This window comes from Fulvivirga imtechensis AK7, assembly GCF_000331535.1.
In the GTDB taxonomy this organism is placed as follows: Bacteria; Bacteroidota; Bacteroidia; order Cytophagales; family Cyclobacteriaceae; genus Fulvivirga; species Fulvivirga imtechensis.
Window position 1 is genome coordinate 116,933 of sequence record NZ_AMZN01000014.1, and the last position, 25,985, is coordinate 142,917.

General features: G+C 42.9%; 24 protein-coding genes. 10 read left to right on the forward strand and 14 right to left on the reverse strand.

The window, feature by feature from the left end; all coding sequences use genetic code 11:
- Positions 1-92: 92 nt before the first annotated feature.
- Genes C900_RS04930 through C900_RS04940 form a run of 3 tightly spaced genes read right to left on the reverse strand, consistent with a single transcriptional unit; the run spans position 93 to position 7,286 of the window.
- The gene (locus tag C900_RS04930; RefSeq protein WP_009578538.1) at positions 93-2,504 is read right to left on the reverse strand and encodes an ABC transporter permease; all 2,412 of its coding nucleotides are present in this window, start codon (positions 2,502-2,504) and stop codon (positions 93-95) included.
- A gap of 11 nt (positions 2,505-2,515) precedes the next feature.
- Positions 2,516-4,906 (reverse strand): ABC transporter permease, encoded by a 2,391-nt coding sequence (locus C900_RS04935; RefSeq protein WP_009578539.1) that lies wholly within the window; start codon positions 4,904-4,906, stop codon positions 2,516-2,518.
- A 10-nt stretch (positions 4,907-4,916) separates the two neighbouring features.
- Positions 4,917-7,286, reverse strand: coding sequence for an ABC transporter permease (locus C900_RS04940; RefSeq protein ID WP_009578540.1), 2,370 nt, complete (start codon positions 7,284-7,286; stop codon positions 4,917-4,919).
- 189 nt (positions 7,287-7,475) lie between these two features.
- On the opposite strand from C900_RS04940, the gene C900_RS04945 reads away from it, so the two are divergent.
- Positions 7,476-8,045, forward strand: a complete 570-nt coding sequence (locus tag C900_RS04945) for a Crp/Fnr family transcriptional regulator (protein ID WP_009578541.1) — start codon at positions 7,476-7,478, stop codon at positions 8,043-8,045.
- A 62-nt stretch (positions 8,046-8,107) separates the two neighbouring features.
- Here C900_RS04945 and C900_RS04950 read toward each other — a convergent pair whose 3' ends face one another.
- The 9 genes from C900_RS04950 to C900_RS04990 form a co-directional block, all read right to left on the reverse strand.
- A complete protein-coding gene (locus tag C900_RS04950; protein ID WP_040495697.1) occupies positions 8,108-8,587 on the reverse strand; it encodes a hypothetical protein in 480 nt (159 codons plus the stop codon).
- The gene (locus C900_RS04955) at positions 8,577-9,374 is read right to left on the reverse strand and encodes a hypothetical protein (protein ID WP_009578543.1); all 798 of its coding nucleotides are present in this window, start codon (positions 9,372-9,374) and stop codon (positions 8,577-8,579) included. The genes C900_RS04950 and C900_RS04955 overlap by 11 nt, the downstream gene beginning before the upstream one ends.
- Before the next feature lie 464 nt (positions 9,375-9,838).
- Positions 9,839-10,846, reverse strand: coding sequence for a type II toxin-antitoxin system HipA family toxin (locus tag C900_RS04960; RefSeq protein ID WP_009578544.1), 1,008 nt, complete (start codon positions 10,844-10,846; stop codon positions 9,839-9,841).
- On the reverse strand, positions 10,843-11,163 hold the full coding sequence (locus C900_RS04965; RefSeq protein WP_009578545.1) for a HipA N-terminal domain-containing protein: 321 nt from the start codon (positions 11,161-11,163) through the stop codon (positions 10,843-10,845). Before C900_RS04965 ends, C900_RS04960 begins: the two co-directional genes overlap by 4 nt.
- A 13-nt stretch (positions 11,164-11,176) precedes the next feature.
- The gene (locus C900_RS04970; protein WP_009578546.1) at positions 11,177-11,386 is read right to left on the reverse strand and encodes a helix-turn-helix domain-containing protein; all 210 of its coding nucleotides are present in this window, start codon (positions 11,384-11,386) and stop codon (positions 11,177-11,179) included.
- A gap of 481 nt (positions 11,387-11,867) precedes the next feature.
- Positions 11,868-12,473 carry a JAB domain-containing protein gene (locus C900_RS04975; RefSeq protein WP_009578548.1) on the reverse strand — a complete coding sequence of 202 codons (606 nt, stop codon included), beginning with the start codon at positions 12,471-12,473 and terminating at the stop codon, positions 11,868-11,870.
- A gap of 177 nt (positions 12,474-12,650) precedes the next feature.
- Positions 12,651-15,194, reverse strand: a complete 2,544-nt coding sequence (locus C900_RS04980) for a S8 family peptidase (protein ID WP_009578550.1) — start codon at positions 15,192-15,194, stop codon at positions 12,651-12,653.
- Positions 15,195-16,172, reverse strand: a complete 978-nt coding sequence (locus C900_RS04985) for an AAA family ATPase (RefSeq protein WP_009578551.1) — start codon at positions 16,170-16,172, stop codon at positions 15,195-15,197.
- Between the two features lie 149 nt (positions 16,173-16,321).
- Complete coding sequence (locus C900_RS04990) at positions 16,322-17,227, reverse strand: hypothetical protein (RefSeq protein ID WP_009578552.1); 906 nt, start codon at positions 17,225-17,227, stop codon at positions 16,322-16,324.
- Between the two features lie 760 nt (positions 17,228-17,987).
- Between C900_RS04990 and C900_RS04995 the strand changes: the two genes are divergently transcribed.
- Positions 17,988-18,440 carry a DoxX family protein gene (locus tag C900_RS04995; RefSeq protein WP_009578554.1) on the forward strand — a complete coding sequence of 151 codons (453 nt, stop codon included), beginning with the start codon at positions 17,988-17,990 and terminating at the stop codon, positions 18,438-18,440.
- Positions 18,441-18,445: 5 nt separating this feature from the next.
- Here the strand turns inward: C900_RS04995 and C900_RS05000 are convergent, their stop codons facing one another.
- Both C900_RS05000 and C900_RS05005 read right to left on the reverse strand, forming a co-directional pair.
- Positions 18,446-18,718 carry a type II toxin-antitoxin system RelE/ParE family toxin gene (locus C900_RS05000; protein WP_157493898.1) on the reverse strand — a complete coding sequence of 91 codons (273 nt, stop codon included), beginning with the start codon at positions 18,716-18,718 and terminating at the stop codon, positions 18,446-18,448.
- Positions 18,719-18,760: 42 nt separating this feature from the next.
- Positions 18,761-18,976, reverse strand: a complete 216-nt coding sequence (locus C900_RS05005) for a hypothetical protein (protein WP_009578556.1) — start codon at positions 18,974-18,976, stop codon at positions 18,761-18,763.
- 105 nt (positions 18,977-19,081) lie between these two features.
- On the opposite strand from C900_RS05005, the gene C900_RS05010 reads away from it, so the two are divergent.
- From C900_RS05010 to C900_RS05040, 8 genes are all read left to right on the forward strand, one after another.
- Positions 19,082-19,669 (forward strand): Crp/Fnr family transcriptional regulator, encoded by a 588-nt coding sequence (locus tag C900_RS05010; RefSeq protein ID WP_009578557.1) that lies wholly within the window; start codon positions 19,082-19,084, stop codon positions 19,667-19,669.
- Positions 19,670-20,246: 577 nt separating this feature from the next.
- A complete protein-coding gene (locus tag C900_RS05015; protein WP_009578559.1) occupies positions 20,247-21,137 on the forward strand; it encodes a cyclase family protein in 891 nt (296 codons plus the stop codon).
- 55 nt (positions 21,138-21,192) lie between these two features.
- Positions 21,193-21,870: a hypothetical protein gene (locus C900_RS05020; protein WP_009578561.1), complete on the forward strand. Its 678-nt coding sequence runs from the start codon at positions 21,193-21,195 to the stop codon at positions 21,868-21,870.
- Between the two features lie 272 nt (positions 21,871-22,142).
- On the forward strand, positions 22,143-22,703 hold the full coding sequence (locus C900_RS05025; protein WP_040495702.1) for a hypothetical protein: 561 nt from the start codon (positions 22,143-22,145) through the stop codon (positions 22,701-22,703).
- Entirely contained in the window at positions 22,657-23,361 is a 705-nt protein-coding gene (locus C900_RS05030) for a nucleotidyl transferase AbiEii/AbiGii toxin family protein (RefSeq protein ID WP_009578564.1), read from the forward strand. Before C900_RS05025 ends, C900_RS05030 begins: the two co-directional genes overlap by 47 nt.
- Positions 23,339-23,482, forward strand: coding sequence for a hypothetical protein (locus tag C900_RS29720; RefSeq protein ID WP_009578565.1), 144 nt, complete (start codon positions 23,339-23,341; stop codon positions 23,480-23,482). The genes C900_RS05030 and C900_RS29720 overlap by 23 nt, the downstream gene beginning before the upstream one ends.
- 165 nt (positions 23,483-23,647) lie before the next feature.
- Positions 23,648-23,854, forward strand: a complete 207-nt coding sequence (locus C900_RS30330) for a hypothetical protein (RefSeq protein WP_009578566.1) — start codon at positions 23,648-23,650, stop codon at positions 23,852-23,854.
- A gap of 887 nt (positions 23,855-24,741) precedes the next feature.
- Positions 24,742-25,662, forward strand: a complete 921-nt coding sequence (locus C900_RS05040; RefSeq protein WP_009578569.1) for an alpha/beta fold hydrolase — start codon at positions 24,742-24,744, stop codon at positions 25,660-25,662.
- The last annotated feature ends 323 nt before the right edge of the window (positions 25,663-25,985 follow it).

The window sequence follows — 25,985 nt, forward strand, 5'->3', positions numbered from 1 at the left end:
TATTGGAGAAACACAGAGAAATCTCTCTGCGGACTCTGTTTCTCCTCTGTGTACCTCTGCGGTTAATCATATCGTCAAAACGATCGATCTTTTTATTCTTCTTTCAGTACCTCCACGGGGTTGGTCCGCGCTGCTCTGAACGACTGGTAGCTCACTGTGATCAGCGTTATCATCACCATAGACAAGCCTGCTATAACGAATATCAGCGGGCTCACTTCTATTTTGTAGGAGAAGTTCTGCAGCCAGTAATCTGCCAGGTAGTAGCTAAACGGAACTGCTATCACCAAAGCTATTGCTATGAGCGTCAGAAAACCTTTGTTGACCAGCAGCAGAATATCTTTTATATTCGCGCCAAGCACCTTTCTTATACCAATTTCTCTCACTTTTTGTGTAGTGGTGTAATATACTAATCCAAAAAGGCCGATACACGCAATGAAAATTCCGAGTCCGGTGAATATGGTGAACAACGCATTCAGCCGCTCTTCCGATTTATACATTTTGTCAAAAGCATCATCCATAAACGTATAGGCAAACGGCCATTCCGGCTCCAGCTCCGCCCACTTGTTCTCAATGAAAGTCAGGGTTTCGGAAACATTCTCCGGTTTTATCCTCAGCGCCAGGGTATGATATGCCTCAGGATAAATCTGCAACACCGTGGAGGACATGTCTTCTCTAAGGCTTTTAAAATGAAAGTCTTTCACCACACCTATCACCCGGGCTGTTTTTACCGAATCATAATGCCACATGTCCCATTTTAATTCTTTACCAAGTACCTGTTCAGGCTCATTATATCCCATGTTTTTCATGGCTGTTTCATTAATAATAAAAGCCGACTGGTGGTCTGTTGAATGTTCTTTCGAAAATGCCCGGCCGGCCAGCAGCTCCAGTTGCATGGTCTGCAGGTAGTCATGGTCTACCATAAAATGATTGGCGGGATACTCTTTACCGCTCACCGCGTCCACCACCTCATCACCGGAAACGAGGTCACCGGGAAGGCCGTAAGAATAGGTTGCGGCAATAATGTTTGGGTGGTTGAGAAACTCCTGCTTAGCCGCATTCTGGTTATCGCTGATATTATCCCTGATCCTGAAAAAGATGATCTGCTCTTTGTTAAAACCCAGGTCCTTATTGCGCAGAAAGCTCAATTGCTGATATACTACGATGGAGCCTACGATAAGGAAAATGGATAAAGTAAATTGAATGACGACCATCACTTTTCTGAAAACAGAGGTAGAGGAAACTTTTGATCCGGAACCTTTGCCCAAAATAGCCACGGGTTTGAACTTAGAGGCATACAAGGCCGGGTATACGCCCGCCAGGCAACCGATAAATACAGCAAAAGCTATAATGGAAAGTAACACCAGGGGCTCGGTCACAAAATGAAATTGAATGTTCTTATCCGCATAGGCATTGAGGTAGGGAAGCAGAAGCTCGGCCATCAAGCCGGCAATCAACACCGAAACCACCGCCAGGAGGATGGATTCTCCCAAAAACTGAAAAACCAGTTGTTTCCTGACTGCTCCGATCACCTTTCTTACACCCACTTCCTTCACCCGGTTGAGCGAGCGGGATGTGGATAAATTGATGAAATTGATACAAACAATAATGATGATGAAGATGGCGCTGGCCGAAAGTGCTGTCACCGTATAAATGCTGCCTTTTTTGGCAATATCCATTTCCAGCCTGGACGAATGCAGGTAGATATCCTGCACATTTTGAAAGTATGGACGATACGTAAACCCCCGCGGTTCCGTAACCGGCCAGGCCTCCTCTTCGATGAAGGAGGCAAACTTATCTTCAAAAGCCTGCGGATCAACCTCCTCTTTTAGCTTCACATAGGTAAAAAACTGCTGCCAGACCCAATTCTTCATCCGCTCCATATCAAAGCTGGGGTGGTACAGGCTTTCCATCGATATCACCACCTCCAGGTCGAGGTGGCTGTGTTCGGGAAGGTCTTCAAATACACCGGACACTGTGAAATCTCCCTGATCGAGCTTGATCACCTTGCCCAGTGGCTCATTGCCCAGATGTGCCTGTGCAAAACTTTCCGATACAATAATATGGCGACCTTCTTTTAGTGCAGTGGCCGGGTCACCTTTAAGCAGCTCTACGTCCAGGATGTCAAAAAATGTGGGCTCCGCATAAATAACGTTACGTTCGAAAAACCGATCTCCGTCTATGTCAAACATCACCTCGCCATAGGTGTCCAGCACCCGCATGGTGGATTCCACCTCTCCGAAATTCTCTTCCAGCTTGGTAGCAAAAACAGGAGGCACAATGGGATAGTAGTTGGTAGTGCCATCCGTGCCTTTTCGGATATTGTAGATCCGGAAAGTTCTATCCTTATCCGCATAATGGGTGTCATATTTCAGCTCGTCCCAAACGAAAGTGCCGATGAGCATAAAGCTGGCCATGCCTATCGCCATTCCGGCTATGTTGATAGCGGAGAACAGCTTGCTTTTAACAATATTCCGGTAGGCTATTTTTAAATAATTTCGAATCATCTCTCTGACATTTATTCCTCTTTCAAAACATCCACCGGGTTGGTGAGCGAAGCCCTGAGTGTCTGAACAACGATGACCGCCAGCGCCAGCAATGCTACTATGGCGCCTGCAGCCATAAAAAACCAAACCTCCATTTCAACCCGGTAAGGAAATTCATTGAGCCAGCGGGTCATGATCCACCAGGCTACCGGCAGAGCGATAGCCGCGGCTATGACGATCAGTCGCAAAAAGTCTCCTGAGATCATTGCTATTATCTGATTGGCTGAGGCGCCCAGCACCTTTCTGATGCCTATTTCCTTTGTTTTCCTGCTTACGGTATATCCCACCAGCCCGAAAAGACCGAGAAGAGCGATCAGCAGGGAGATAACAGAGAAAATGTTGACTATTTTAGCAAACCGCTGATCATCTCCATAGCTGTTGAGCAGGGCCTGATCCTGGAAGGTGTAGTCGAAAATAGCAGAAGGGAAATGCTTCTTCCACGCTTTTTCCGCCACTGCAAACAGCGCTTCAGCATCCTTTCCCTTGATCGTAATCCTGGAAAAATTGGTTTGGACGTACATGCCCAATGGTTCTATCTGATGTCTCAATGAATTGAAGTGAAAGTTTTTCGTGACTCCGATGATCTTCCCTTTGCGGCCGCTGTAGACCAATTCCTTATCGATGGCCTCCTCAGGGCTCCAGCCATAGGCCTTCGCTGCTTTTTCGTTGATCAGAAATGCCTGCGTAGAGTCAGAATTGATCTCAGGAGAGAAGTTCCTGCCCGCCAGTAGCTCTATGCCGTACGTATCGAGATAGTCGAAGTCTACCGGCAGGCGGTAGAGCTTTTCAAACCGCACCTCGCCATCTTCATACTGCACGCGGCCATTGCCGTTGCCCAGTCCATTGGTGATCATAGACCCCGAGCTGGCCACCTGCTGGATATTCGCATGTGACATCAGCTCTTCCCGGAAAGCGAGATACCCGTTTCTCACATCTTCATTACCGTTGACGCGCAACACCATCAGGTTGTTGTGATCATATCCAAGGTCCTTCGACTGCACAAATTTCAACTGCTGTGTCACCACCACCAGGCCTACCAGTATCATCAGGGTGATAGCAAACTGGAAGGTCACCAATATGCTTCTGGTGGCGCTCCTGCCGGTTTGGCTCAGCGTGCCCTTCAACGAACTGATGGTATTCAGGCGCGCCAGCCTGCGGGCCGGAAAATAGCCGGCAACAAACCCGAGGGGCAGGCAGAGCAACAGCAACTGAAGCGCTACACTTAAACGGTCGAACAAAATGAATTCCTTGCCGGAAAGCTGGTAAAACAGGGGCTTAAATACTTCGATCAGCAGCCCTGCGAAGATCATGGATAATAATGTTAGTAATAAAGTTTCTGTCAAATGCTGCCAGATCAGTTGCTGGCGCATCGCTCCGAGCACTTTCCGCACACCGGTCTCCCGGGCCCGCTCCAGTAAAAATGAAGTGGAAAGGTTGACATAATTGATACCTGCCAATAGCAGAATAAAAACTCCGATAGCTGAAAATATCCACACATGGGCGAGCTTGCCATTCGCTTTGAACTCATACATCAGATGGGAGTGCAGGTAAATAGAGGTGATTGGCTGCAGATAAAACCTGTAGTAGAGGTCATACTCCTCCATCATTTCTCCCATGTGGGTATCGGCCATGCCGGGAAGCTTTTTCTCCAGGGCTTCGGGAGAGGCACCCTCGTCTAACAGCACATACGTATGATAGCTGTTATTACCCCAGTTTTGAAGTTCTCCCCCGGCAACACTTTCGATGGTTTGCAATGATCCCAGGATATTGAAGGTGAAATGCGAAGCTTGAGGAGGATCAGCGATAACGCCAGTTACCTCATAGTCTATTCCACGGCCGTCAGGGTCATACTGGTATATCTTCAGCGACTGACCAACCGGATTTTCCTCTCCAAAGTATTTTTTGGCCATACTTTCCGTCAGCACCACCTGGTACGGTGCGGAAAGCGCAGTTTCTTCATTGCCTTGCAGCAGGTGATAATCGAAAACCTCAAAGAAGGATGGGTTGGTAAAAACTATGTAGTCCTCCACAAATTTCAACTCCCCCTTTTCTACAATGGCGTCATTCTTCGCGAACGTTGCGCTGGCTTTTACCTCAGGAAAGTCCGCTACCATAGTTGGTCCCAAAGGCAGACTGGTTACGGACTGGTGCCAGCGGTCAGTACCCACGCCACCCTCGGCCACTACACGATAAAGCTGATCTTTCTTCGCAAAGTGCTGATCGTAGGAAAACTCGCTGCTGACCCAATTGAATATAAATGCCGCACACGCCAGACCTGTGGATAACCCGATGATGTTGATCAGGCTATACATTTTTCTGCGTTTCAGGCTCCTCAGGGCTATTTTTATATAATTTTTTAACATTTTTGATCTTTTATTCCTCTTTCAATGATTCTACAGGGTTGGTAAATCCCGCTTTCAGCGCGTGATAGGCTACCGTAACAAAGGCAATCAGGCCCGCGCTAACAATGGTAATAATAAAAATTTCGGCTCCGATGGCTATTCTATAAGCAAAATCCTGCAGCCAGCTGTTCATCCCATACCAGGCCAGCAGACAGGCAGGCACCGCTGCTATCAGCACGATCATGAGGTATTTCTTTGAAAATGATGCTACAATCCATGAAATGGAAGCCCCCAGCACTTTCCGGATGGCGATCTCCTTGGTTTTGAGCATTACACTGAAGGACGCCAGGGCATATAATCCCAGGCAGGCGATCAACACTGCAAAAACCATGGAGAAGGTGAGTACGCTGGCTACATTTTCTTCCGTAGCATACAGTTCCTTGAACCTTTCCGCGGGAAAATAATATTCATACGCCTGATCGAAGCCCATTTTCTCCCACGTGGCCGCTATTTCCTGCAGTGCCGTGGCCCTGGCTTCCGGGTTGAGCTTTACAGACACGTAGCGATAAGAGCGGGCGCTGTCGCCTCCGTAGTAGTGGACCAGCGGCTGCACTGGGTCGCGCAGTGACTGGACATTGAAGTTATCCACCACTCCGATGATATCCAGCTCATCACGGGAGCGCGGGAAAATCAGTTTCTTACCCTCTGCCGTTTTCCAGCCGATCTGATCGAGCGCGGCTTTATTCAAAATTACGCCTCTATCGAAATCGCTTCGCGAACCTTCATGAAACGATCGCCCCTCCAGCATTTTCACGCCATAGGCCTCAAAGAAATTATGATCGACCACGGCTACCTGCCAATCGAGCGTAACATCTTCTTTGCCCTCGGCCAAAAAGAGGGTGTAAGATCTCGTATAGTTACCGGGAACGGAGCTGGAGCCCGTCACTTCGGTCACCCCCGCGATGTTTTTTAGTTCATTGCGAAAGGAGATGATCCGAGGCAGGGCAGTATCCCTGTCACGAAAATCTCTTAGCGACAAGGGGATAACCATCACATTGTCCTGGTCGAAATTCAGGTCGTGGTTTTTCATGAAATCGATCTGCTTCATAATAATGCCCACGCTGCTCATCAGGGCGATGGCCAATACAAACTGTATCGTCACCAGTGTATTGCGGACGGACATCTTTCCTCCTTTCACCTGGCCACCCTTGAGGATGTGCCCTGGCTCAAAGCGTGAAACAAAAAGTGCAGGATAGCTGCCTGAAATAATGCCCACGAGCAGCCCGATGCCGACAATCAGCATCAGAAAATCAGGATCCTGCAGGTAGCGGATCTCCAGGTCCATCTCCACCAGCTCGTTGAACTTAGGCAGGAACAATTCTGCCAGCAGGCCACCCAATATCAGCGCGATGATGCTCATGATCATCGATTCGCCCATGAACTGACTGATCAATTTGTGGCGGTTGGCGCCCAACACTTTTCTTACCCCTACCTCCCTGGTCCTGAGCATACTTTGGGCTGTCGCCAGGTTAGTGAAATTGATAATGGCAATGACGAGGATACCCAGCGCCACCAATAGTAGGATGTGGGCATATTTCCTTTGTCCAGTTATCTTATCGTACAGATCTTCCAGGGGCAGGATCAGAAAATTACCCCGCTCCTGCTCCACAACATACTTCTCCATCAGGATATTGAGCTGTGGACGAAGTTGATCGGGATCAGCGCCGGCCCTCAGTTTAATAAAGGAATCGCAAAATGAACCGCGCCACAGGTTGTCTCCCAACTGCTCTCTGACCAAAGTGGCAGACAGGGGAGCGATACAATCAAAGGTGTAGGACGAATTCGAAGGAATTTTACCCAAAACACCAGTCACGACTCGCTCAGTGCTGAACCCGAAGCGCAGGGTCTTGCCCAGCGGATCTTCATCGCCAAAAAATTTCTGCGCCACCTCCTGGCTGATGACCACGGAGTTGGGCTCGTCCAAAGCCGTCAGCGGATCGCCCTTGATCACGGGAAAAGTAAATACTTTGAAGAAGTTGGAATCTGCCAGCGTCATCTGCTGCTCAAAGCGCTTGTCATCCAGCTCTACCCAGGTGTTTCCGGTTCCCACCATGCGTGTGCCCTGCTCGATCATGGAAAACTCCTCTTTGGCCACATCTACCAGGGGATACCACGTATCAAATACATCCATACGGCCATTTTCAGTGGCCCGGTCGCGGTACATGAAGTAGATCTGGTCGGAGTCTTTGTGAAACTGGTCGTAGGTGAGCACGCTTTGCGCGTAAAATATGATCAGGATGGTGATGGCCAAACTACCGGCCAAACCGAGAATATTGATCAGGGAATATGCTTTATGCTTAAGAATATTCCGAAAGGCGATCTTCAGGTAGTTTTTAATCATAAAAATTTGAGTTTTTGACCTTGATTTTCTCCTTCCAATACATGTGCCATAGAAATTATTGCACTGAAAATCAACCGTTTATATTATATCCATTGATCCCAAAACAACTATTTTGTTCCTTTTTGGAACAGCTTTGTTTCGGTGTGAAACAACATTTACTTTTACAGCTAATGGAAAATAAGCTACTTGATGGACAAGATCAGGGAAATTTTTGAAAGCGTTGTAAAACAGAGTGATGCTGACTGGCAGGTATTCTCGTCAAAGCTTGTTAGAAGGGAATACCCAAAGAAAACCCTGTTGTTAAAAACCGGGGAAACGGAAAAGCATCTCTCTTTTATTGAAAAAGGCATCGTGAGGTTCTTCATGCCCCGCGAAGAAAACGACCTGACCACAGCCTTTATTTTCGAAAATGAATTCTTCAGCGCCTACGACTCCTTTCTCACCCAAACCCCGGCCATCTACCAGGTAGAAACCCTCACGGATGCCACCGTCTGGCATATCACACATGCCGACCTGCAGGAAATCTACGAACGCACCTCCGTTGGCAACCGCATCGGCCGCCATGCCGCGGAGAACCTGTTTCTGAAGAAAACAAAGCGAGAGCTCTCCCTCCTCAATGACAGCGCAGAGGAACGATACCTGAAATTATTCACCGAACGGCCCGAGTTGATCCGGCATATCCCGTTGAAGTATATTGCTTCTTATATTGGCATTACTCCGCAGGCACTGAGCAGGATCAGGAGGAGGGTGAGGGGGTAGGTGGATGGTGCTTCACCATAGTTTTGTCGGTAGATAAAGCAGCAAAACGTAGATGCTGTAGCTTAGTCAAAATCCAGCAATCCATACGTTTCGTGATACGAAGTTCTGATGTTGATTATTTCAAACTTAGCGTTCACCTTTTCTTTGAGAATCTTGTGTATTTTCAAGCATCCCTCATCAGAAGTGACAAAGTGCGTTATCGCCTCCTCTATATCAGCTTGAGCAAAAAGCTTCGAGTCATTGGGAATGATGTTCCTGTTATTCAGCTCAAGTTTGTCTTTTTCATCAAATATGATTCTTGCGAATTGTCCCGCTCGAATACCGTGGTTAAAGTTGAATGGAACAACTTGCAAATTTCTCCAAGGTAGCTCATCAAAACTTCCTCTAACGCAATATTCAGCAATAGATATTGTTGAGCATTTTAATATAATATCTTTCTCAAGAAAGTATTTAAAATACCCAAGTGCATTTGAATGCAGACTATCATTTTCATTTAATAGCCGGATGAAGAAGCTTGTATCTAGGAGGACACTATGCTTCATAATTTCCTCTTATGGAATTAAGCCACTTATCGACATCATCTACATCTGACCATTTTGATGTTGCTTTCTTCATCAAAGTAGATAGATAGTTTTGATCGTACTTAGGAGTGTAGTCTATAAGTTCGATAAGTTTCAAACTGGATTTATCTATTTCAGAAGTTTGGATATTCTGTTTCCCAATTGCTCTGACCCCAAAGTCCTTATAAAGCAAATTTTCCTCCTTTTCACCAAGAAATTCTCGATCTGTTTGGATTGTTAATGACCCAAGATCCTCGGTGTCTAGATGAATATTAGCTTTGTTTTTACCCCCAGCATTTGTTAATGTGCCATAAAAATAGAATTCAGCATCAACCCAAATATTTTGGGTTCTTTTGAATCTAGTCTGGCTGGTAATTTTAAGTTCATTACTCTTATCAAGGGAAGTTCTAATACTTAGATCAAAATTATTTTTGATAGCGTTCTCTTGTAATGTTTCTATTGCTTGGGCAGACTGTGCTTCAAGAAAATCCACAGAATTGGATGAGTCTACCAAGCCAATAATGGCATTAAAACCAATAACCGCCTGAAGGCTCGTTTTAATGATGTGTTTAACAGATCCAGTTTCTATAGAATAGCTAATAGTGGGACGATCTTTTTTGCTGGTTGGAAATAGAAGATTTTCAACAGTTTGCAAAATTGTGATGATCTCTCGGATGTCATAGTTATCCGGACTGAGTTCAATATTTCCTCTGCTACCGACAATTCTTATCTCTATGTTTCCAAGGTTCTCCACAATCCAAATATACAAAAACTAAATTTTGAATCCAGGCCAGGGGTCGATCATATCACCAAATCATTTTGCTCGAACTCAAAGAGCAGTTTGATGCCTCTCCTTTATTGAAAAAGGCATTGTCAGGTTCTTCATGCCCCGCGAAGAAAACGACCTGACCACACCGTTTTTCTTCGAAAATGAATTTTTCAGCGCCTACGACTCCTTTCTCACCCCCCTTCCATCCCTGGCGCGTGTTTAGCGGTTAGCGTAACGTGTGCCCTCCCTCGCATTAACAGTACCTGAGCCTCAGCTTCCGCCTCGGATCTGGGGGGATCCTGAATATTTTCTCCGTTGCTCTACGAAAATTTCAGGATGACGTGGTGGTTGAGATCTTGGCTATGTATGTAATAGTTTGTTGGTGAAAAACACCAACAAAAGGGGTAGGTAAAATTTCAGGATGACGGGGTTTAGTTTTGACCGCTGGCACTTTTTGAAACGGATCAGCCTGCGGTTAAGTAGTTTCGTTTTGTATTATACGTAAGCAAATACCCTCTTTTGTTCGTATCACTTAAAAATGAACGGTTCACCAGGGTTTCAATGAACGGCTGCCTTTCCAGGAATGGATTTAATAATTTCCCGACTCTTCTTTCTGCAACACCTATTCGCCTGGCAAATTCAATAAAGTCGCTTTTACCGGGATGTCCGCTCTTTCTGTATTGTTCACTTTGAAAATCATCGGCAAACAATCCTTTATCCAATGCAAAATCGGTATCGTCTACATGCAGCCGGGTATTTATCAAATCATAAGCAGGGCTAAGCAAGTAATCGCCTCCCGTTGATTCAAGAAGTGAAAAGTTTTTTAAATGGGCATCTCCATTTGAAAAAAGGAAATTAAAAACCACTAATGAAAAGTATTTTTCTATTTCTACCCGCCATGCCGGAGCATATCTTTGTATCAGTAGTCCTGCTTCCTCGTAACTATATTCATACTTAAAATTGGCTCCGGCATTGTCTTTTGTTTTACCTGCCAGCGTTGCGAAATCCTCCTTGCCCCACTTGCTGCCGTCATCTTTTACATCAAACCGTTTGGTAATATAGGCAGGTGAACCATTTTTGAAAAATACCATGGCATTTTCAGCCGTGTTGAGTCTATAGACTTGCCGGGCTATTTGCATGGTGAGATGTTCGTTTGCCGGAACCTGGTCAACGTTCTTCAAGTCTCTTGGTATGGGTTTGAGTATGTAAGTTCCCTGTTCCCCCTGATTTGTTAAACGCAAATGATTTTTTTCAAGTAGCAGGCTTAGTTTTTCCTGCACCCCCGAGATGGAGATACGCTTACGATTTTCAATGAATTGCTCGGCAACCTCTTCATTTTGCTCCGGCTGCTCGTAAGGTAATACATGACTTACTTTTTTCCCGCTGAACAGGTTCCGCAAACAACCAGGACTGTAAGTTGTAAAACCTTCAGCCAAAGTTCCCGGGCAATATTTCAATTCATCTAAGTTCATTTTACTGCTATCGGTTTTACAGTTACCGCTCCTATAGTGTCATACTGTGCCGTTGCCATTAGTAGTCCAAAACTATCTTCCTCATCTATCCTCAGTTGTGTACTTTGCAGCTTTCTATTGACGCCTTCGCTTAGCATGTTAAAGAAAAAAGGAAACAGAAATTCACTGCTGTATTCCTTTTGCGTTTTAGGAAGCGTTAAACTTATGGCCGGTTTGCTGTCATCGTTAAAATAACTGTCTGCATATTCAAAAACATAGCGATGGCGGCTTTCTTCCGTCAGCGTTCCGGCTAAAATTCCATTGCGGTATATCTCCATTCTTCTCATTTACTCATGGCTTCTTTTTTACTTCAAGAGTAATTTCCATCCCCAACACTTCCGCTATTTTTTCCAACACCTCCAGAGAAGGATTGCCTTGTCCCCGTTCTAGTTTATAGATCGTATTGGTGCTCACATTTGCCAGCTCGGCCAGGTGCGGTTGCGTTATATTCAACTCTTTTCTTCTGTTTCTTATGATTACTCCAATCTGCTTCACTAACATTATAATGTGATTTTTAGTATAAAAATAGCATTTATATTTGAGTTAGGCAATCAAAATCACAACATGGTGTGATTTTAATGTTTTTTATTAGTGGTCGAAAAGAAAAGCTCTTTAAAACACATTATAATGTGATTTTTGGGTTTGAATGATGGTTTGTTCAAAGCCTGAGCTTCAGCTTCTGCCATGTATCCAGGGTACCCGAATATTTTCTCCGCTACGCTGGCAGGAGCAGTAGGCAAAACATGTGAAAAACATTCCACCTCCGGCCGTTGGCCACCTCCGCCAGCGGAGGACAGTGCTAACTCAATTTACGACAATGGAAACTTAGCTCGTTCTCCGTTTCGCCATTCATACCTTCAGCACTATATCCACTACACCTCATCCCAACAGGGCACATTACTGACAAAACCACAAAAAGAAATTAGCATTTTCCCCCTCGGGAGGGGTCAGGGGGAGGTCCACATAACTAAAACGCTGTCAGCTACAGCCTCTCAATCTGCTCTTTTGATAAACCGGTGATTTCGGCAATCTCTTCAATAGCATATTTCTTATCCAGCATCTTCTTCGCCATTTCCTTCGCCTTCCTCAACTCCGCCTTATCCAGTTGCTTTTTCAGCAGCTCAATCTGGCTGAAGGTAAGGTCATATTCGCTGTCTTGCATAATTTTGGCCAGTAAGCCCTTTTCTGCGAAGCTATAGTAGCTCTTTTCGGTGATGATGAGGTGGTCGATAACGGGTACATTAATGAACTTGCCGATGGCCTGCATTTTATCTGTCAGCTCGATGTCTATGTCAGAGGGGGAGAGCTCTCCGCTCGGGTGGTTGTGCACCATAATGATCTTCACCGCCCGCTTTTGCAGTGCAAAGCTGAACACCTCCATCGGCTCTACAAGGGTTTGGTTCACCGTACCCAGGCTGATCAGCTCGATCAGAAGGATCTGGTTGTTGGTAGCGAGGCAGACAATCCAGAAGTGCTCTTTATTGCGGTCGATCTTATTCTCACGCAGCAGCACCTGCTGCATCACCTTGTAGAGGTCATCAGCATTGAGGATCTTGATCTTTTGTTCTTCAGTTAGGCGGACGTTCATGTATGCAAATTAAGGGATTTTGGGGATATGTTGGTAGTGGGTGTGGGGAAAGGTATACTAACTGTGCCTGATTCGAAGTCTAAAATTGTGTTTGGAGCTGTGCTGTTGGAATGGTTGGTTATTGGCTTATTGATGTTAATAAATAGTACGTAACGATGAAAAAATAGTGGTGTTTTATCACGTTGAAGTAATTGGCACGGCAGTCTGAACCATATTAAATACAGGCGTATAAAGATCAACTTCTTGTTCAGGAGTCTCAATTGTGACAATAAGGCTGTACCGAACTATTGAATCTATTTTACCAAGTTGTTTTCTTGTCCTGTACCAGCCATTCTTAGGATAAACCGACAAAATATTTCTTCTGGACAATTCGACACCAGAAGTTGTTTTAAAGTCTTTTTTTATTGATCCTTTACTCCTTATACGTTCCTTCAGCGTCCACAACTCTGAAGATGTATCAATTGTATCATCATCGTTTTCATCTGTTCCAGAAGATGCAGCCGATATTCTCCTTTTAAATTCATTAAGTGGCTCTAAAGGTTTAATAAGTTTGAAATCCAGTTCATGAGAATGATACCGGAAATTTGACGCATATTGACGATTACCTGGATTAGGTTCTATGTAGTAAGATAAAGTGACTTTAATTGTTACATCACCATCTCCAATTTCGTCTCTCAGCACATCAACTGGCCAAGGGAGTTCATACAAATGATATTCATTGTATCGTGGCTGTGATTTTTCCAATCTGTATGGTTGAATGGAACGCTGCGAGACAAGTGTAAGCGAGTTATTTGAACTATTCTTTGCCCTATTTAATATAGGAACACCGTAGCCTACAGACCGTAACAGAGCTCTTCTGTCTGTCTCAAGATTCAAGTTATAGTTTTGCAACATAGCATCTGTCCACTCTGCTGAATGTACCATTAGCCCTCGAATTGTTTCAGGCCAGTAATCAGGATATTCTGTTTTCAGCTCGGCTGCCATTTTTGAAGCCAAAGCGACAGATGCACTTGTATCTCCAAATGTTTGAAAGATATTTATTCGGTGGTCTTTATGAGTAGTCAGCAATTGAAGGGTATCCTTATAATCAACTTCATTTTCTCTGTGCGCCAAATTCCCTCCCTCCATCACGATATCTGGCTTATTCGGCCACTGAGTTTCCCAAGTTCCTGAGGTTGAGTTTGAAGGTGCCATTGCACCATTAATTGCTAAAGGATTCCATCCCGGCCATTGTTGGCCATCAATTCTATCTTTACGTGTGTAACTCCCAACTGTTAGCGCGTTATAGGCTTGCGCAGGATCTTGAACGGATTCATAAAAGTTCTTATCTGGGAATTCTTCTGCGTTTTCAATTCTTACATTACCTCCACTTACTAAAATTAATTGTGGTTCTTTAGGGTCAAGAATACTACCAAATGCGATTTTATCAACTGACGCTGAACTTGATGAGGGTCTCCCTCTAAAGCCGAAATCCTTATTGGTTACTGATAAGCAAAAAACCCTGGGATGATTTGGGTTATCAACAATTGGTGTAGCACATGCATATTCATAAATCGCACCATACATTTCTGGGTCATTCGGAGATTGTGGATGATAAATCTTGAAGGATTCAAGCCCGTGATAGAGTTGAGTAGTTCCACTATTGGCTAAAACCTGAGTTAAATCTCCATATAATGCCAGACCAGCCATTCCTGTACCATGACCACCTCCACGTTCACTATCAAACTTGCCCCAATCTTCAATCCATGTATATAATCTTTCATCAGGCAATGATGGATTTATCAGAGCGTGTTGATTAGTTACCCCACTATCCAGTAAACAAACAAGAACAGAATTTTTATTAAAACGATTTTCCGTTCTTTCTGATAGGTCTTGTAGCCATTGTTCTTTATCCGAAATTGAAATACCATCTTGAGTAATAAAATCAGATAATTCCTGAGGATGTCGTAGCTCAGCAAGATTATCAAGAAGCATTATAGATTCTGAAAGCTGATTAGCAGAAGCTTTTACTAGTCGTACAAAATGCTCTGGAAAATCTAACTGCAACCGACCAATCTGTGCATCTAGTTCCTCAAGATTATTTATAACTTTAGCTATTCTTTCGTTGTCATTGTCGGTTTTCCTAAACCAAACTTCCCACCAGACTATTTCATTTTCATCAGGAAAAGGAATTTCTGGATCATCAGACCAAAAAGCTTCAAGTGTTGCTAATTTAATGTTTGCAATATTTGAAATAAGTGGATTAGACTTTGGGGTGTCGGTTATATTTCCTTCTCGGTCTTTAGTATTTTCAGTTAAGTATTGTTCAGCTTTCTTGATAAAATGACTGATGCCTCCCTTTGTTAACATTAGAGCAACACGATAGCGATATTGATTCTCTTGCTCTGGATGTTTTTCCTGTTTAATGTTAACTATTTGATAGGTTGGTCGATCTGTATTTTGATGTAATTGGTCGAATTTTAGTGGATAACCCCATTCTGAGATGAAAGTCACATAAATCGCATCATCTCGAATAATATTTTCTGGAAGTTCGGTATCTTCGGCTAATTGTAATTGCTGACGTACCACTTGAAGCTTTCGTAATATTCTGTTCCCATGTTCGGAACGATTACGTTGGGTAATTGGGAAGTCCACCTTTATTTTGGTGGGGTACTTATATTGTTCACCGGAGGCATATTCTTCGATTCTCCCAATATGTGGTTTGTCGAAATTATCTGCCATTTATGATTTACGTTTTTTAATGGCGATAATTAATTCTGATTTTTTAAGCTTATTATCTCCGCGAAGAATCATCTCTTTAATAGTTTCTTCACAGGCTCTAACAATATCAGAATAATTCAGTCCTTCTGCCTCTTTAGCTAGCATCTGGTAATTAATTCGCTCATTAAATTTGAACCCAAAGAGATTTTTCTTGATTGTATCAATGATTTCACTTTTGTTCGGTAAAGGATAAGTAATGATATCATCAAATCTTCTGAATAAAGCCTGATCCAGAGTCTCTGGCATATTTGTAGCAGCAACAATAACGCTGTTACTTTGATCTTTTTCAATATTAATTAAAAAGCTATTTAAGACACGTTTGATTTCTCCAACATCTTGTCCTTGGTTTCTGTGCGAACCAATTGAGTCAAATTCATCAAATAAATACACTCCTCTATGGTCGGGCATTGCATCAAATATCAACCGCAATTTTGCAATTGACTCCCCCATAAACTTAGAAATTAAACCATCCAATCGAACAATGAAAACAGGAATTCCTAACTCTCCAGCAATTGCTTGTGCGGTCATGGTCTTTCCACATCCTGGAGGACCCTGAAGTAAAAGCTTCCTCCTTGGCATGAGGTTGTGTTGTCTGAGGACTTCCCATTTTTGTTGTTCATTGACCAATTTCAACAACGGTTCTTCTACTGATGGAGCAAGAATCATATCCTTTAGCTTGATCTTTGGCTGGAAAATTTCAATCAGTTCATGAAGATCCCGTTTTGATTGATTTATTGGAATTGTCTTACTCCGATCGAGAAAAGAAAGGGAACGGTTTTTTCTCGCTTTCTCAATTAGCGACTTAAGTTCCTGAGCAAATGTTGTATGACCTTTCCGTGCTTCAGACGCAGCAATTTGCATAGCAGAAGCAAAAAAACGCTCTTCATCACCATCGCCGAATGATTTAATTAAACTTTTTATTTGATCCGCTGCTGCCATTATTAAATAATTAGTTCTTCTTCATTCATTTCCAAAAATACAACTAAGTATTTCCAAATCCATTTAAATTGACGTTTTTGATTGACGACCCTTTTGCATATAACGACCGCATACGCCTTAGGCGATTTCCAAGCCACTGTCGGTACGAGTTATTTTTCTACTTCGAATTCATATTCAATTTCATAAATCCCAGGTTGCAGTGGAACATTGAATTCATCCGATTTTAAACCTATATGAAAATCATATACGGTCCCTGTTTTCGCAAAAACATTTACATTTTGACTTCCATTTGGTGATTTTTTTAATACGGATTTATTCTTAGTGGGTGGCGAACTTAAGTTCGTATCGAATTTGGCCACAACATGCCCTTTGAAACTAGGCTCCGAAAGAAGAACCTTGATGATCCCCTTCTTTTTATCGGTATCGTTTGTTTCAATCAGATGGTCATGAAGTTCTGCATTATTTCTTTTTAAACTTGATTGTGGGACTAAGTGAGAGGGAAGTTTTTGAGAGTTCGCCTCTATTTTTTCTTCAATTTTCTCTCGTTTAGCAGGAGAAGCACTTGAGATCAGATCAATATCTTCAAATAATTGTGACTGGGCATTACTTTGTTCAGTTAGTTTTTCTCTAACCTCATCTGATACAACACCTGCCCAATCACTTAGATATGTGTTATTTGATGAACGAATTAAACGAATCATATTGCGAGTTGATTCTAGATATATCATGCCCTTCGAATCCGAGTTTTCCATCGCTGATTTTTCTTGCTTACTATCAAGATACTGTTCAATGGAATATAGCTGTTTTGATTGATTCAATATCTTTTCGCTTGACTGCTCTCCAATCCTATCAATCAATTTTGTGTTTTCTGCCTTTAAGGTTTTTTTAGAATAATGTGATGAAATAACCCAAGAAAAAGCCGCTGAGCCTAACGCTAAAATGATTGAAATCAAAAGTCCTTCTCTTGATTCAAGATTATCTAGTTGACTTGTCAAAACCAAACATGCAATAACTAAAAAAAATGAACCCCCTGCTAATATATTCTTAACATTCATATCCAACAATTTAATATGCGCAAACAATTACATATTCTGTAACATTTTCTATTATAATATTGATCTATGTCAAGCGCCACAATCTACACCTCCCCCTCCTCACCTCCACCAAAACTTTCCCAACACCCCAAATCCCTTTCCGAAAGCAGCAGAAAAGCGGAAGATCCGCCCACACAGCACTTCAGGCATCTCCAAAAGATAATCAATTAAAAGCAATGGTTTTTGTAGGGAAAAAGGAACGGAATGGTGAAAATGGCCTTGAGAGGCTATAGGAGAAGATTTCTGTCAATCCGGATTAGGTATTTTTCACTATAAAATTGGGTAAAATGTACCAATTACAGTTTTGCCGTTTTCTGTTCGCAGTTCACAGTTTTTTGGGTTTGGTTGGGGAGAAGTAGCACAGCCTGGAGGGATTTATGCACAAGTAACTGCTCCAAAGGTGCATGGATCTCTCCCTCTGTCCCCGAGGCAAGCCAGGCAAGCTCGGGACAGGCGAGATGACTGTACTTCTAACATTCTTAAGGAGGGGGGCATGGCATGCGTCAGACGGTTCCGAAACCGTCAGACGCTTTTCCACGGCTCCCATCCGAACAGCATTACTTAACCCAGGTTCATTGCCTGGCCCACTTCCCCAGGCGATCTTTGCGCAAGAGATTCTAGTCGGGAGTCTTTAGTCGTGAGTATTGAGATGACACGTAATAAATAATTGGCAACGTACCCAAGTCTCAATACTCAAATCTCAAATCTCAATACTAGTTATATGAAGCCGTTAATCGTACTTATTGTCACTTTTTTAATCGCTCTTGTAGCATTCAAAATATTTCGCAATGCCTATGAATTAGCTTTGTCTGCCCGGATAGCGCTCTCCATCACCCTTTTGTTCACCGCCATGGGGCACTTTGCTTTCTCTGAGGGCATGGCCATGATGGTGCCGGAATTTATTCCCTTCAAAAAGGAGATGGTATATCTCACGGGCCTTATTGAAATTGCTGCGGCTATTGGTTTGCACGTTCCTCAGCTCCGCCCTCTGACGGGGTGGCTGCTGATCCTGTTCTTCGTGCTGGTGCTTCCGGCCAACATCAAAGCAGCCATGGAGCAGGTAGATTATCAAAAAGCAACGTTCGGAGGCCCCGGTGTGACTTATTTGTGGTTTAGGGTGCCTTTGCAAATCCTTTTTATCGTGTGGACGTATTTTAGTGCTGTGCGTAACTAAAGCTGTTACTCTATCTTTTTCAAAAGATCTAACAGTTCCTTATCTGTGATATTTTCCTTGTTGGATTTATCATAAATGGAGAGCAAAAAAACCGTTTCACCAGTAACATAAACATACGTAATCACTCGTGCACCACCAGATTTGCCCTTACCCTTTGAAGCAATAGCAAGGCGAATTTTATAACAGTTATTGCCAATTGAAGTGCCAAACGTAGGTTCTTCGGCAAGTTTATCTCCTAATTCCTTTAGTTCAGTTCTAAGAGAGGGGTACTTCTTGATGAGTTTTTTGCTTCCCTTTTGAAGGAGGAAATGGCACCGACTCTATAGCTCATCCAGAAACTCGCTTAACGGTTGAGCTTTTTTTTTCCCCGCCTTAATCTGGTTTACTTCTTCAACAGCGCTTTTTAAGTCTTTCAAGATTTGTTCTTTTGATGTCTCTTCTTCAGTCTCCACTTTTTTTATAAACTTCAGACTTTTTATCAACTCCATAAAAAACGGGACTTTTTTATCAGGGATATGTATGGTAATCTGTTTCATCTATGAAAGAGTTTTGCCTGCAAAATTGTAAATATAGTAACCTTATCTAAGCAAAAAAAGTTGCACCTTAGCTTCAGTGCAGTGCGTAATTAAAAATTCTTTCCCTTGGACCACGGCCACATCATAGAGCAAACAAAGAGCGTTGTTACATCGATTATAAAAGCTTCTGACCCGGAGTTGCACTATTTCAGGCAAAATGTTCGTGTCCATCAAATGGCAAAATCAGACCTCCTGGTTCGGGAAGGCGAAACATGTAATAGCATCTTTTTTGTGAACAGCGGTGTTTTTCGCTCATTTTTATGGGCTGATGATGTGGAGGTGAATACTGAATTTTTCTTTGAAAACTCTTTTGCAGGGGCTTTCACCAGCTTTTTACTGGAACGCAAAACTGTGCTTAATATTCAGGCGCTTGAAGAAGCTACGGTAACTGAAATTCCAAAAGCGACTTTGGAAGCGCTTTATCAACGCGATCCGGCTTGGTACGCATTGGGTAAATATATTTTCGAAAGGGAATTCATAAAAAAATGTCAACGGGAAAGTGACTTCCTAAAGCTAAGTGCAAAAGAAAGGTATCTCAGCCTGGTTCAACAGCACCCACAGATAGAGGAGCGGATTCCGGGATATCATATAGCCTCTTTTCTGGGTATCAAACCTGAATCCCTCAGTCGCATTCGTTCAGGAAGATTGACATAAATTAACCGTGAGTTCGATATAAAATGCTTAAAAAAAGATAGTCATCCTGACGTGAGGAAGGATCTTCCTAAGTTGGCGGTAGTATCCTTGAACTTAGTAAGATTCTTCGTGCCTCCCCGGCAAGTTCCATAGCCGTTAACTTAAGAGAAATATAGCCCCAGAGGATATACATAATAACCTAAATATATGACACCTTGTGAAAATATGTGGTCTCACACCTCACCCATCAAAAGCCTGTGCTTTTACTACAGTCTGCACTTCCCTCTCCTTGAGGAGAGGGCAATTCTTCTGTGCTTATATTTCAGCCTGTTCAGGGGTGAGGTGATAACTCAACACGGGAATAAAATGATTGGATTTAGCATTTTAGATATCATTTTAAAAGTGCCACAGACATTTCGCTCCTACCGGGATGTTTGAGTTAACGGCTATGGAGCCAAGGTCGGGACAGGCAGAATGACCTTAAAATGAGGTTTTTGGGTTATTTTAGTCGGTTCTACTATATGAATTCATGTTAAATTAACATAGGTCAATCACCATATTGTTACACATCTCATTATTTTGACATCAAAAAAGTACCATGGACAAAAGAGTAAAATTTGACTTCGAGTTTTTCTTCACCAACGGAGGCAGTATCAAAGGCGAAGATTTCCGCCTCGATATCTCCGGAGACGACATCAGCGATAAAGCGCTGGCCGATTATATCATCGAAGATATGCGGCTGCTGATGGTAGGCGAGACCAGGATCCTGAACAAGGAGATCATTACCGAAAAGCATAAACGAAAGCCGGTCAATGGCAGCACGGGCAAAAGCATGCTCATAGACCTCAGCCACACCATAGAAGATGGGCTGGTGACCTACAAAGGCTTGCCTGCACCTGTTATCTGTGATTATCTGAGTCGTGAAGAGTCAAAAAAACACTATGAAGAGGGCACGGAGTTTCAAATCGGCAAGATTGAAATGGTATCCAACACCGGCACATACATCGACTGCCCTTTCCACCGGTTTGAAAACGGTAAAGACCTCTCCGAAGTAGGACTGGAAGCTTTCACCGACCTCGAAGGCATCGTGATCAGGGTGCCGCATACCGAAACCAAAGAGGTCACACGGGCACACCTGGAAAACTATGAGGTTCGTAACCGGGCAGTACTTATCCACACCGGGTGGGATGAATACTGGAACATCGAGGCTTACTACGAAAACAACCCTTACCTGACCAAAGAGGCGGCCGAATACCTGGTAAGCTGTGGCGTCAGGCTGGTGGGTATCGACTCTCTGAACATCGACAACACCAATGGCAAGAGCCGGCCTGTGCATACCACACTTTTGGGAGCTGAGGTGCTGATCGTTGAGCACCTGTGCAACCTGCAACTGCTTCCGGAAGAGGGGTTTACGTTCAGCGCCATTCCTCCGAAGTTTAAAGGGGTGGGCACTTTCCCGGTGAGGGCTATGGCGAAAGTGAGAGGGTGATGTTTCGAGGTAAGTGATCTGATTGGAGTCATCTGATCACGCTCTAGAGCTGCTTATGGAAGAGAAACTAAAACATGTAAATGCTCAGATTAGTATCTATGTGCCAAATGATAAAATAAAGGAAATCCTGCAGAAGGAATCCGCACAGAAAGAAGTTAAACTGACACCTGCCAGAGCCATGCTGCTTTACCTCATGTTTCAATATGAAGCTATGGGAGAGCAGAGCAGTTTATTTGTCGCCAACAAACTGGCTTATTTTCTACAGCGCGCAGGCGAAAATCTACGCTTAAAATTTGAAGCTTATCATTATGGCCCTTATGCGGTACAGTTAAATCATGTTTTGCTGCATTTAAATGGAGTCTATTTAAAAGGAATGGAGCAAAATGTAGTCAAGCCTTTTGAACCAATCCATTTGGACTATGACAAATACGCAGAGATTGAGAAATACATTCGTGCGAATCTATCACTTGAACAGCAGCAGCGACTTAAAAGTGTTCTAAAACTAATCCAAGGTTTTGAGTCGACTTTTTCGATGGAATTGCTTTCCTCTGTTGATTATCTTGTTTCAAAAGAAGCGGTTAAATCCACTGATGAGATTCTGAAACACCTGTCGCAGTGGAACCCGAGAAAAACTGACCTGTTCCAACCACGACACGTCAAAATAGCCTATGATCATCTGAAAGATCAAGCGCAAAGTAGTTTTGAATTGGTTTATAGGATTATTTCGGATTGAAGGAAAATTTCGATCAGTTTGATATTCTCGGTTAGGAAGCTCCTTCCTTCGTCAGGTTGACCGTCAATATTGCATATCGAGATATGCGATAAAAAATTATAGTTAATAATTTTACAGTCCGCGACATGTTGATTCTCAATTCGCGATTCGCGAATTCTAACCACACATAAAAATAAATATTCCATATTCCGATATGGAATATTTATCTAATTCCACTTTAAAATCAGCATCTAATTCAGTAATATTATGTATTCGAATATGGAATAAAGAAAATGGCTGTACAAAAACAACCTACAATAAGCCCGTTGGATATAGTTGTTCTATTACGAATCGCCATGTCCAATGAACAGGAACTTTCGCAAAACCTACTCGCTGGAGAATTACAATTAAGTCAGTCCGAGATCAGCAAGTCTCTTAAAAGATCCCGCTATGCAGGTCTGTTAATTGGCAACTACCAAGTGATGAAACAACCTTTAATGGATTTTATTCAATATGGAATAAAATATGCCTTTCCTCAACAGCCTGGTGCGGTAGTAAGAGGAGTGCCTACGGCCCACTCGATGAGTCCTTTGAGTGATGAAATTCAAAGCTCAGAAAATTATGTATGGCCCTATGCAAGAGGAACGATGAGGGGGCAGGCAATCACCCCGTTGTATCCCGGGGCTGTTAAAGCGGCCCTAATGAATGATCGATTGCATGTGCAATTATCATTAATTGACGCGATACGTGTAGGTAGAACAAGAGAAAGGCAACTTGCTATTCAAATATTAAGAAAACAGCTATTGAATGAAGAATACACAGATCAATCGACTGGCTACTATACAGGTAGCTAAAGCATTAGATGATTTAAATGAACAGGTAGTTTATGTTGGCGGAGCAGTGGTCAGCCTTTATATTGACGACCCTGCTGCTGATGATGTTCGGCCTACAAAAGACATTGATCTGAGTTTTGAAATTCTGAGTATCGGTGAACTGGAATTGTTAAGGGAAGAATTGAATAAACGTGGATTTAAACAGACTTTTGAAGACAATGTGATTTGTAGATTCCGTCTCGATGATAAAAAAGTAGATGTGATGGCCACGGAGGAAATAGGCTGGGCACCTGCAAACAGATGGTTTAAAGACGGATTTAAAAATTCTTATACTGTTGATGTAGAAGATGTTACAATTCGACTAATGCCATTCCCATATTTTCTGGCTTCCAAGTTTGATGCATTCAAGGGTAGAGGCGCTAAGGATGCCAGAATGAGTCATGATTTTGAAGATATTGTGTATTTATTAAATTACACCTCAGATTTTACAGAAATTATCCTTTCAAGTGACGCAGAAGTAAGAATTTTTTTGATCAACTGCTTTGAAGAAATACTCAATGACAAATTACTACAGGAAGCTATTATAGCCCATATGTATTACGCGGAAAGAGAGGAAAGATTTAATATTATTATTGACCAGATAAAAGAAACAATAGATGGGCTTCAACAAACTCAATAGCGTAGAGCACTACATCATCCACCAGCTCAGCGGAATGAACCTGAACACCCAGGTGCTGGAAGAACCGAAAGCTAACTATGGCAAGGGTACCGCTCGCCGCAAGAGATTAATCGCGGTGTAAATGAAGTGCTCGTTGAGTCAGAATTGAAAGAGGCGCTGATCAGGCTCAACCCGGCTATTGAAGCACAACACGAGCTGGCTGATGAAGTAATTTTAAACTCAGGACCATACTGATTTCGGTCAAAGCGAACGGCTTGAAGAGCTCAGAGACCGGGCGGAACAAGGTTTGATCACCTCTATTGAGTTTGTCAAGGAATTATGCAAGCTGGCAAAAGAAACTGTTCAGGCCGAAAAAGAACTGGAAGAGGAAATCAAAGAAAAATCCCCTAAAGCCGCTTTAACAGAATTGTTTTTAGAATTAAAAACGGACAAAGCCCCCGCTGTAGTGGAACGAATAGTGCATGATATCGATGCTATTGTGCGGGGTGGTTAACTTTCCCGGATGGCAAAATACTTCTTCAGGGGAACGGGAAGTACAAAAATCTTTGCGTAAAGCACTTTTAAAATATCAGCTTCACAAGGATCAGGTGCTGTTTGACCGGGCTTATGCTTATATCAAAGAGTATTATTAGAGCTTTTCAGTGATCTGATCACTGCACGCAGTGAAGTGGATTAAGAAAACTTTTCAAAACCTCACCCATCAAAATTCTGTGAGTATACTACAGCTTGTGCTAAGGCTATTCTCCCCAACCATAACAAATATTTAACATTTAATGACTGCCTGCGTAACAGTTAATAAAGAACTTAGCTGAAAGTAAGTGAAAAATTCTTCATTAGCCGATGAACTATCACTGCACTTTATGGTTAGTACTCTGGTTGCGACCGGAGGAAGCCGAAAGTGATGAGAAGATATAGAAATGTCGGGTGAGGCTGTTGGGTTTAGGTTGAAAATATAATTTGACAGCCCCCCGGACATTTCCCGTAAATCAAAACCCTGAACGGGTGTGGGTTATTAATGCATCAACATCTTTGGTAGATCAAATGTTTTGGCGCGCCTAAAAATGTGTGTTTGAACGATTAATTGAAAGGAAAATTGCTGTGGGCTTCTTGCTCGGGCTGAACTTCAAAAACTCTTGCCTTGTTCTGCCGAGGCTATGCAAGGGCGAGGTGGAAAAGGAGGCTGCTAAGGGGAGGTGACAAACTTTACTAATCCTTGAAGGCTTAGTAAAGTAGCTAACTACCTTAGAATGACTGACAATAAAGGAAAGTCGACCATTTAAACTTAACCTTTCATTTCCGACAACACACCCACCCATTGCTGCTAACACGGTTATCTGCTATATTTACTTCAACTCTGTGATTCCAAAAAACCACTATGAAATGTACTCAACAATTAAATTCTACCTTTTAATAACGGCTTCCATGGCTATTTACGCTTGTAATGGCTCGAAAACTTCAAACGAAGAAGCAAGTGCTGACGCTGATGCAACAGCGTCCCCAGAAGTTCGTGTAAACAATAATGGCGTATTTATAGCTCATAAAAGCTGTGGTGATGGGGATACAACCTTGTTGTTTGTACACGGATGGGCTATTGATCAAACGTATTGGTCTGGCCAGGTAGAGGCATTTTGCCCTGATTACCGGGTGGTGACAATAGATCTCCCCGGCCATGGCAGTTCCGGATCGGATAGAGATAGTTGGACCGTTGAAGATTATGCCGGTGATGTAAAAGCCGTCATTGACCAACTCCATTTGAATAACGTGATCCTGATCGGTCATTCGATGGCCGGGGACATCATTCTAGAGGCAGGCATCAATAATGACAAAGTCATTGCGCTGGTTGGTGTAGACAATTTTAAAGATGTTGGCTTTGAATATACCGAAGAAATTCAGGCGCAAATATCTGGGTTCATAGATCAGTTAAAGACCAACTTTGATACAGTGGCGACCGCATATTCCAAAACCTATCTTTTTCACCCGACTACGGACAGCGCTATTGTCGACAGGGTGATTACTAATGTGGTAGAAATCGACTCATCCATAGCCACAACAACCTTACAAAAGTTGTTTGAGTATGCACCAAAAGAGGCTGATCGCCTGTCACAGCTCGATAAAGAGCTTTACCTGATCAACAGCAGTGCAACCCCTACTGATTCCACAGGTTTGAAATCGACAGGAGTTTCCTATAAAATACTGGACATTGGCCCTACCGGACATTACCCTATGGTTGAGGCTCCTGAAAAGTTTAATACCTTGCTGCGATCGGCATTGGAAGATATAAACGCTGATGCCAATGAATGACGTTTGATCATCTGATCACTGAAGCCGCAAAAAAGGCGTAGCCAAGTTCAGTTCCAATTGATCTTACATAATTAACGTGAGTTCGATATAGTAGAACCGATTAAATTGTATTCGTATCTAAAACAGACCTAAAAATCTCTTTTTGAGGTCATTCTGCCTGTCCCGAACTTGCCTCGGGGGAGGCCAACAACTTAGGAAGATCCTTCCTCACGTCAGGATGACTTCCTTTTTTAAGCATTTTATATCGAACTCACGTTAATTATATTCAATTGCGTATAATTTCAGGATATTAAGCAATATTATACGTAAAAGCATATAATAAG

Excerpts from the sequence above, each read along its gene's own strand:
- C900_RS04930 (WP_009578538.1), bottom strand. The coding sequence starts at position 2,504 with ATGATTCGAAATTATTTAAAAATAGCCTACCGGAATATTGTTAAAAGC.
- C900_RS04935 (WP_009578539.1), bottom strand. The coding sequence starts at position 4,906 with ATGTTAAAAAATTATATAAAAATAGCCCTGAGGAGCCTGAAACGCAGA.
- C900_RS04940 (WP_009578540.1), bottom strand. The coding sequence starts at position 7,286 with ATGATTAAAAACTACCTGAAGATCGCCTTTCGGAATATTCTTAAGCAT.
- C900_RS04945 (WP_009578541.1), top strand. The coding sequence starts at position 7,476 with ATGGACAAGATCAGGGAAATTTTTGAAAGCGTTGTAAAACAGAGTGAT.
- C900_RS04950 (WP_040495697.1), bottom strand. The coding sequence starts at position 8,587 with ATGAAGCATAGTGTCCTCCTAGATACAAGCTTCTTCATCCGGCTATTA.
- C900_RS04960 (WP_009578544.1), bottom strand. The coding sequence starts at position 10,846 with ATGAACTTAGATGAATTGAAATATTGCCCGGGAACTTTGGCTGAAGGT.
- C900_RS04965 (WP_009578545.1), bottom strand. The coding sequence starts at position 11,163 with ATGGAGATATACCGCAATGGAATTTTAGCCGGAACGCTGACGGAAGAA.
- C900_RS04970 (WP_009578546.1), bottom strand. The coding sequence starts at position 11,386 with ATGTTAGTGAAGCAGATTGGAGTAATCATAAGAAACAGAAGAAAAGAG.
- C900_RS04975 (WP_009578548.1), bottom strand. The coding sequence starts at position 12,473 with ATGAACGTCCGCCTAACTGAAGAACAAAAGATCAAGATCCTCAATGCT.
- C900_RS04980 (WP_009578550.1), bottom strand. The coding sequence starts at position 15,194 with ATGGCAGATAATTTCGACAAACCACATATTGGGAGAATCGAAGAATAT.
- C900_RS04985 (WP_009578551.1), bottom strand. The coding sequence starts at position 16,172 with ATGGCAGCAGCGGATCAAATAAAAAGTTTAATTAAATCATTCGGCGAT.
- C900_RS04990 (WP_009578552.1), bottom strand. The coding sequence starts at position 17,227 with ATGAATGTTAAGAATATATTAGCAGGGGGTTCATTTTTTTTAGTTATT.
- C900_RS04995 (WP_009578554.1), top strand. The coding sequence starts at position 17,988 with ATGAAGCCGTTAATCGTACTTATTGTCACTTTTTTAATCGCTCTTGTA.
- C900_RS05005 (WP_009578556.1), bottom strand. The coding sequence starts at position 18,976 with ATGAAACAGATTACCATACATATCCCTGATAAAAAAGTCCCGTTTTTT.
- C900_RS05015 (WP_009578559.1), top strand. The coding sequence starts at position 20,247 with ATGGACAAAAGAGTAAAATTTGACTTCGAGTTTTTCTTCACCAACGGA.
- C900_RS05020 (WP_009578561.1), top strand. The coding sequence starts at position 21,193 with ATGGAAGAGAAACTAAAACATGTAAATGCTCAGATTAGTATCTATGTG.
- C900_RS05025 (WP_040495702.1), top strand. The coding sequence starts at position 22,143 with ATGGCTGTACAAAAACAACCTACAATAAGCCCGTTGGATATAGTTGTT.
- C900_RS05030 (WP_009578564.1), top strand. The coding sequence starts at position 22,657 with ATGAAGAATACACAGATCAATCGACTGGCTACTATACAGGTAGCTAAA.
- C900_RS29720 (WP_009578565.1), top strand. The coding sequence starts at position 23,339 with ATGGGCTTCAACAAACTCAATAGCGTAGAGCACTACATCATCCACCAG.
- C900_RS05040 (WP_009578569.1), top strand. The coding sequence starts at position 24,742 with ATGTACTCAACAATTAAATTCTACCTTTTAATAACGGCTTCCATGGCT.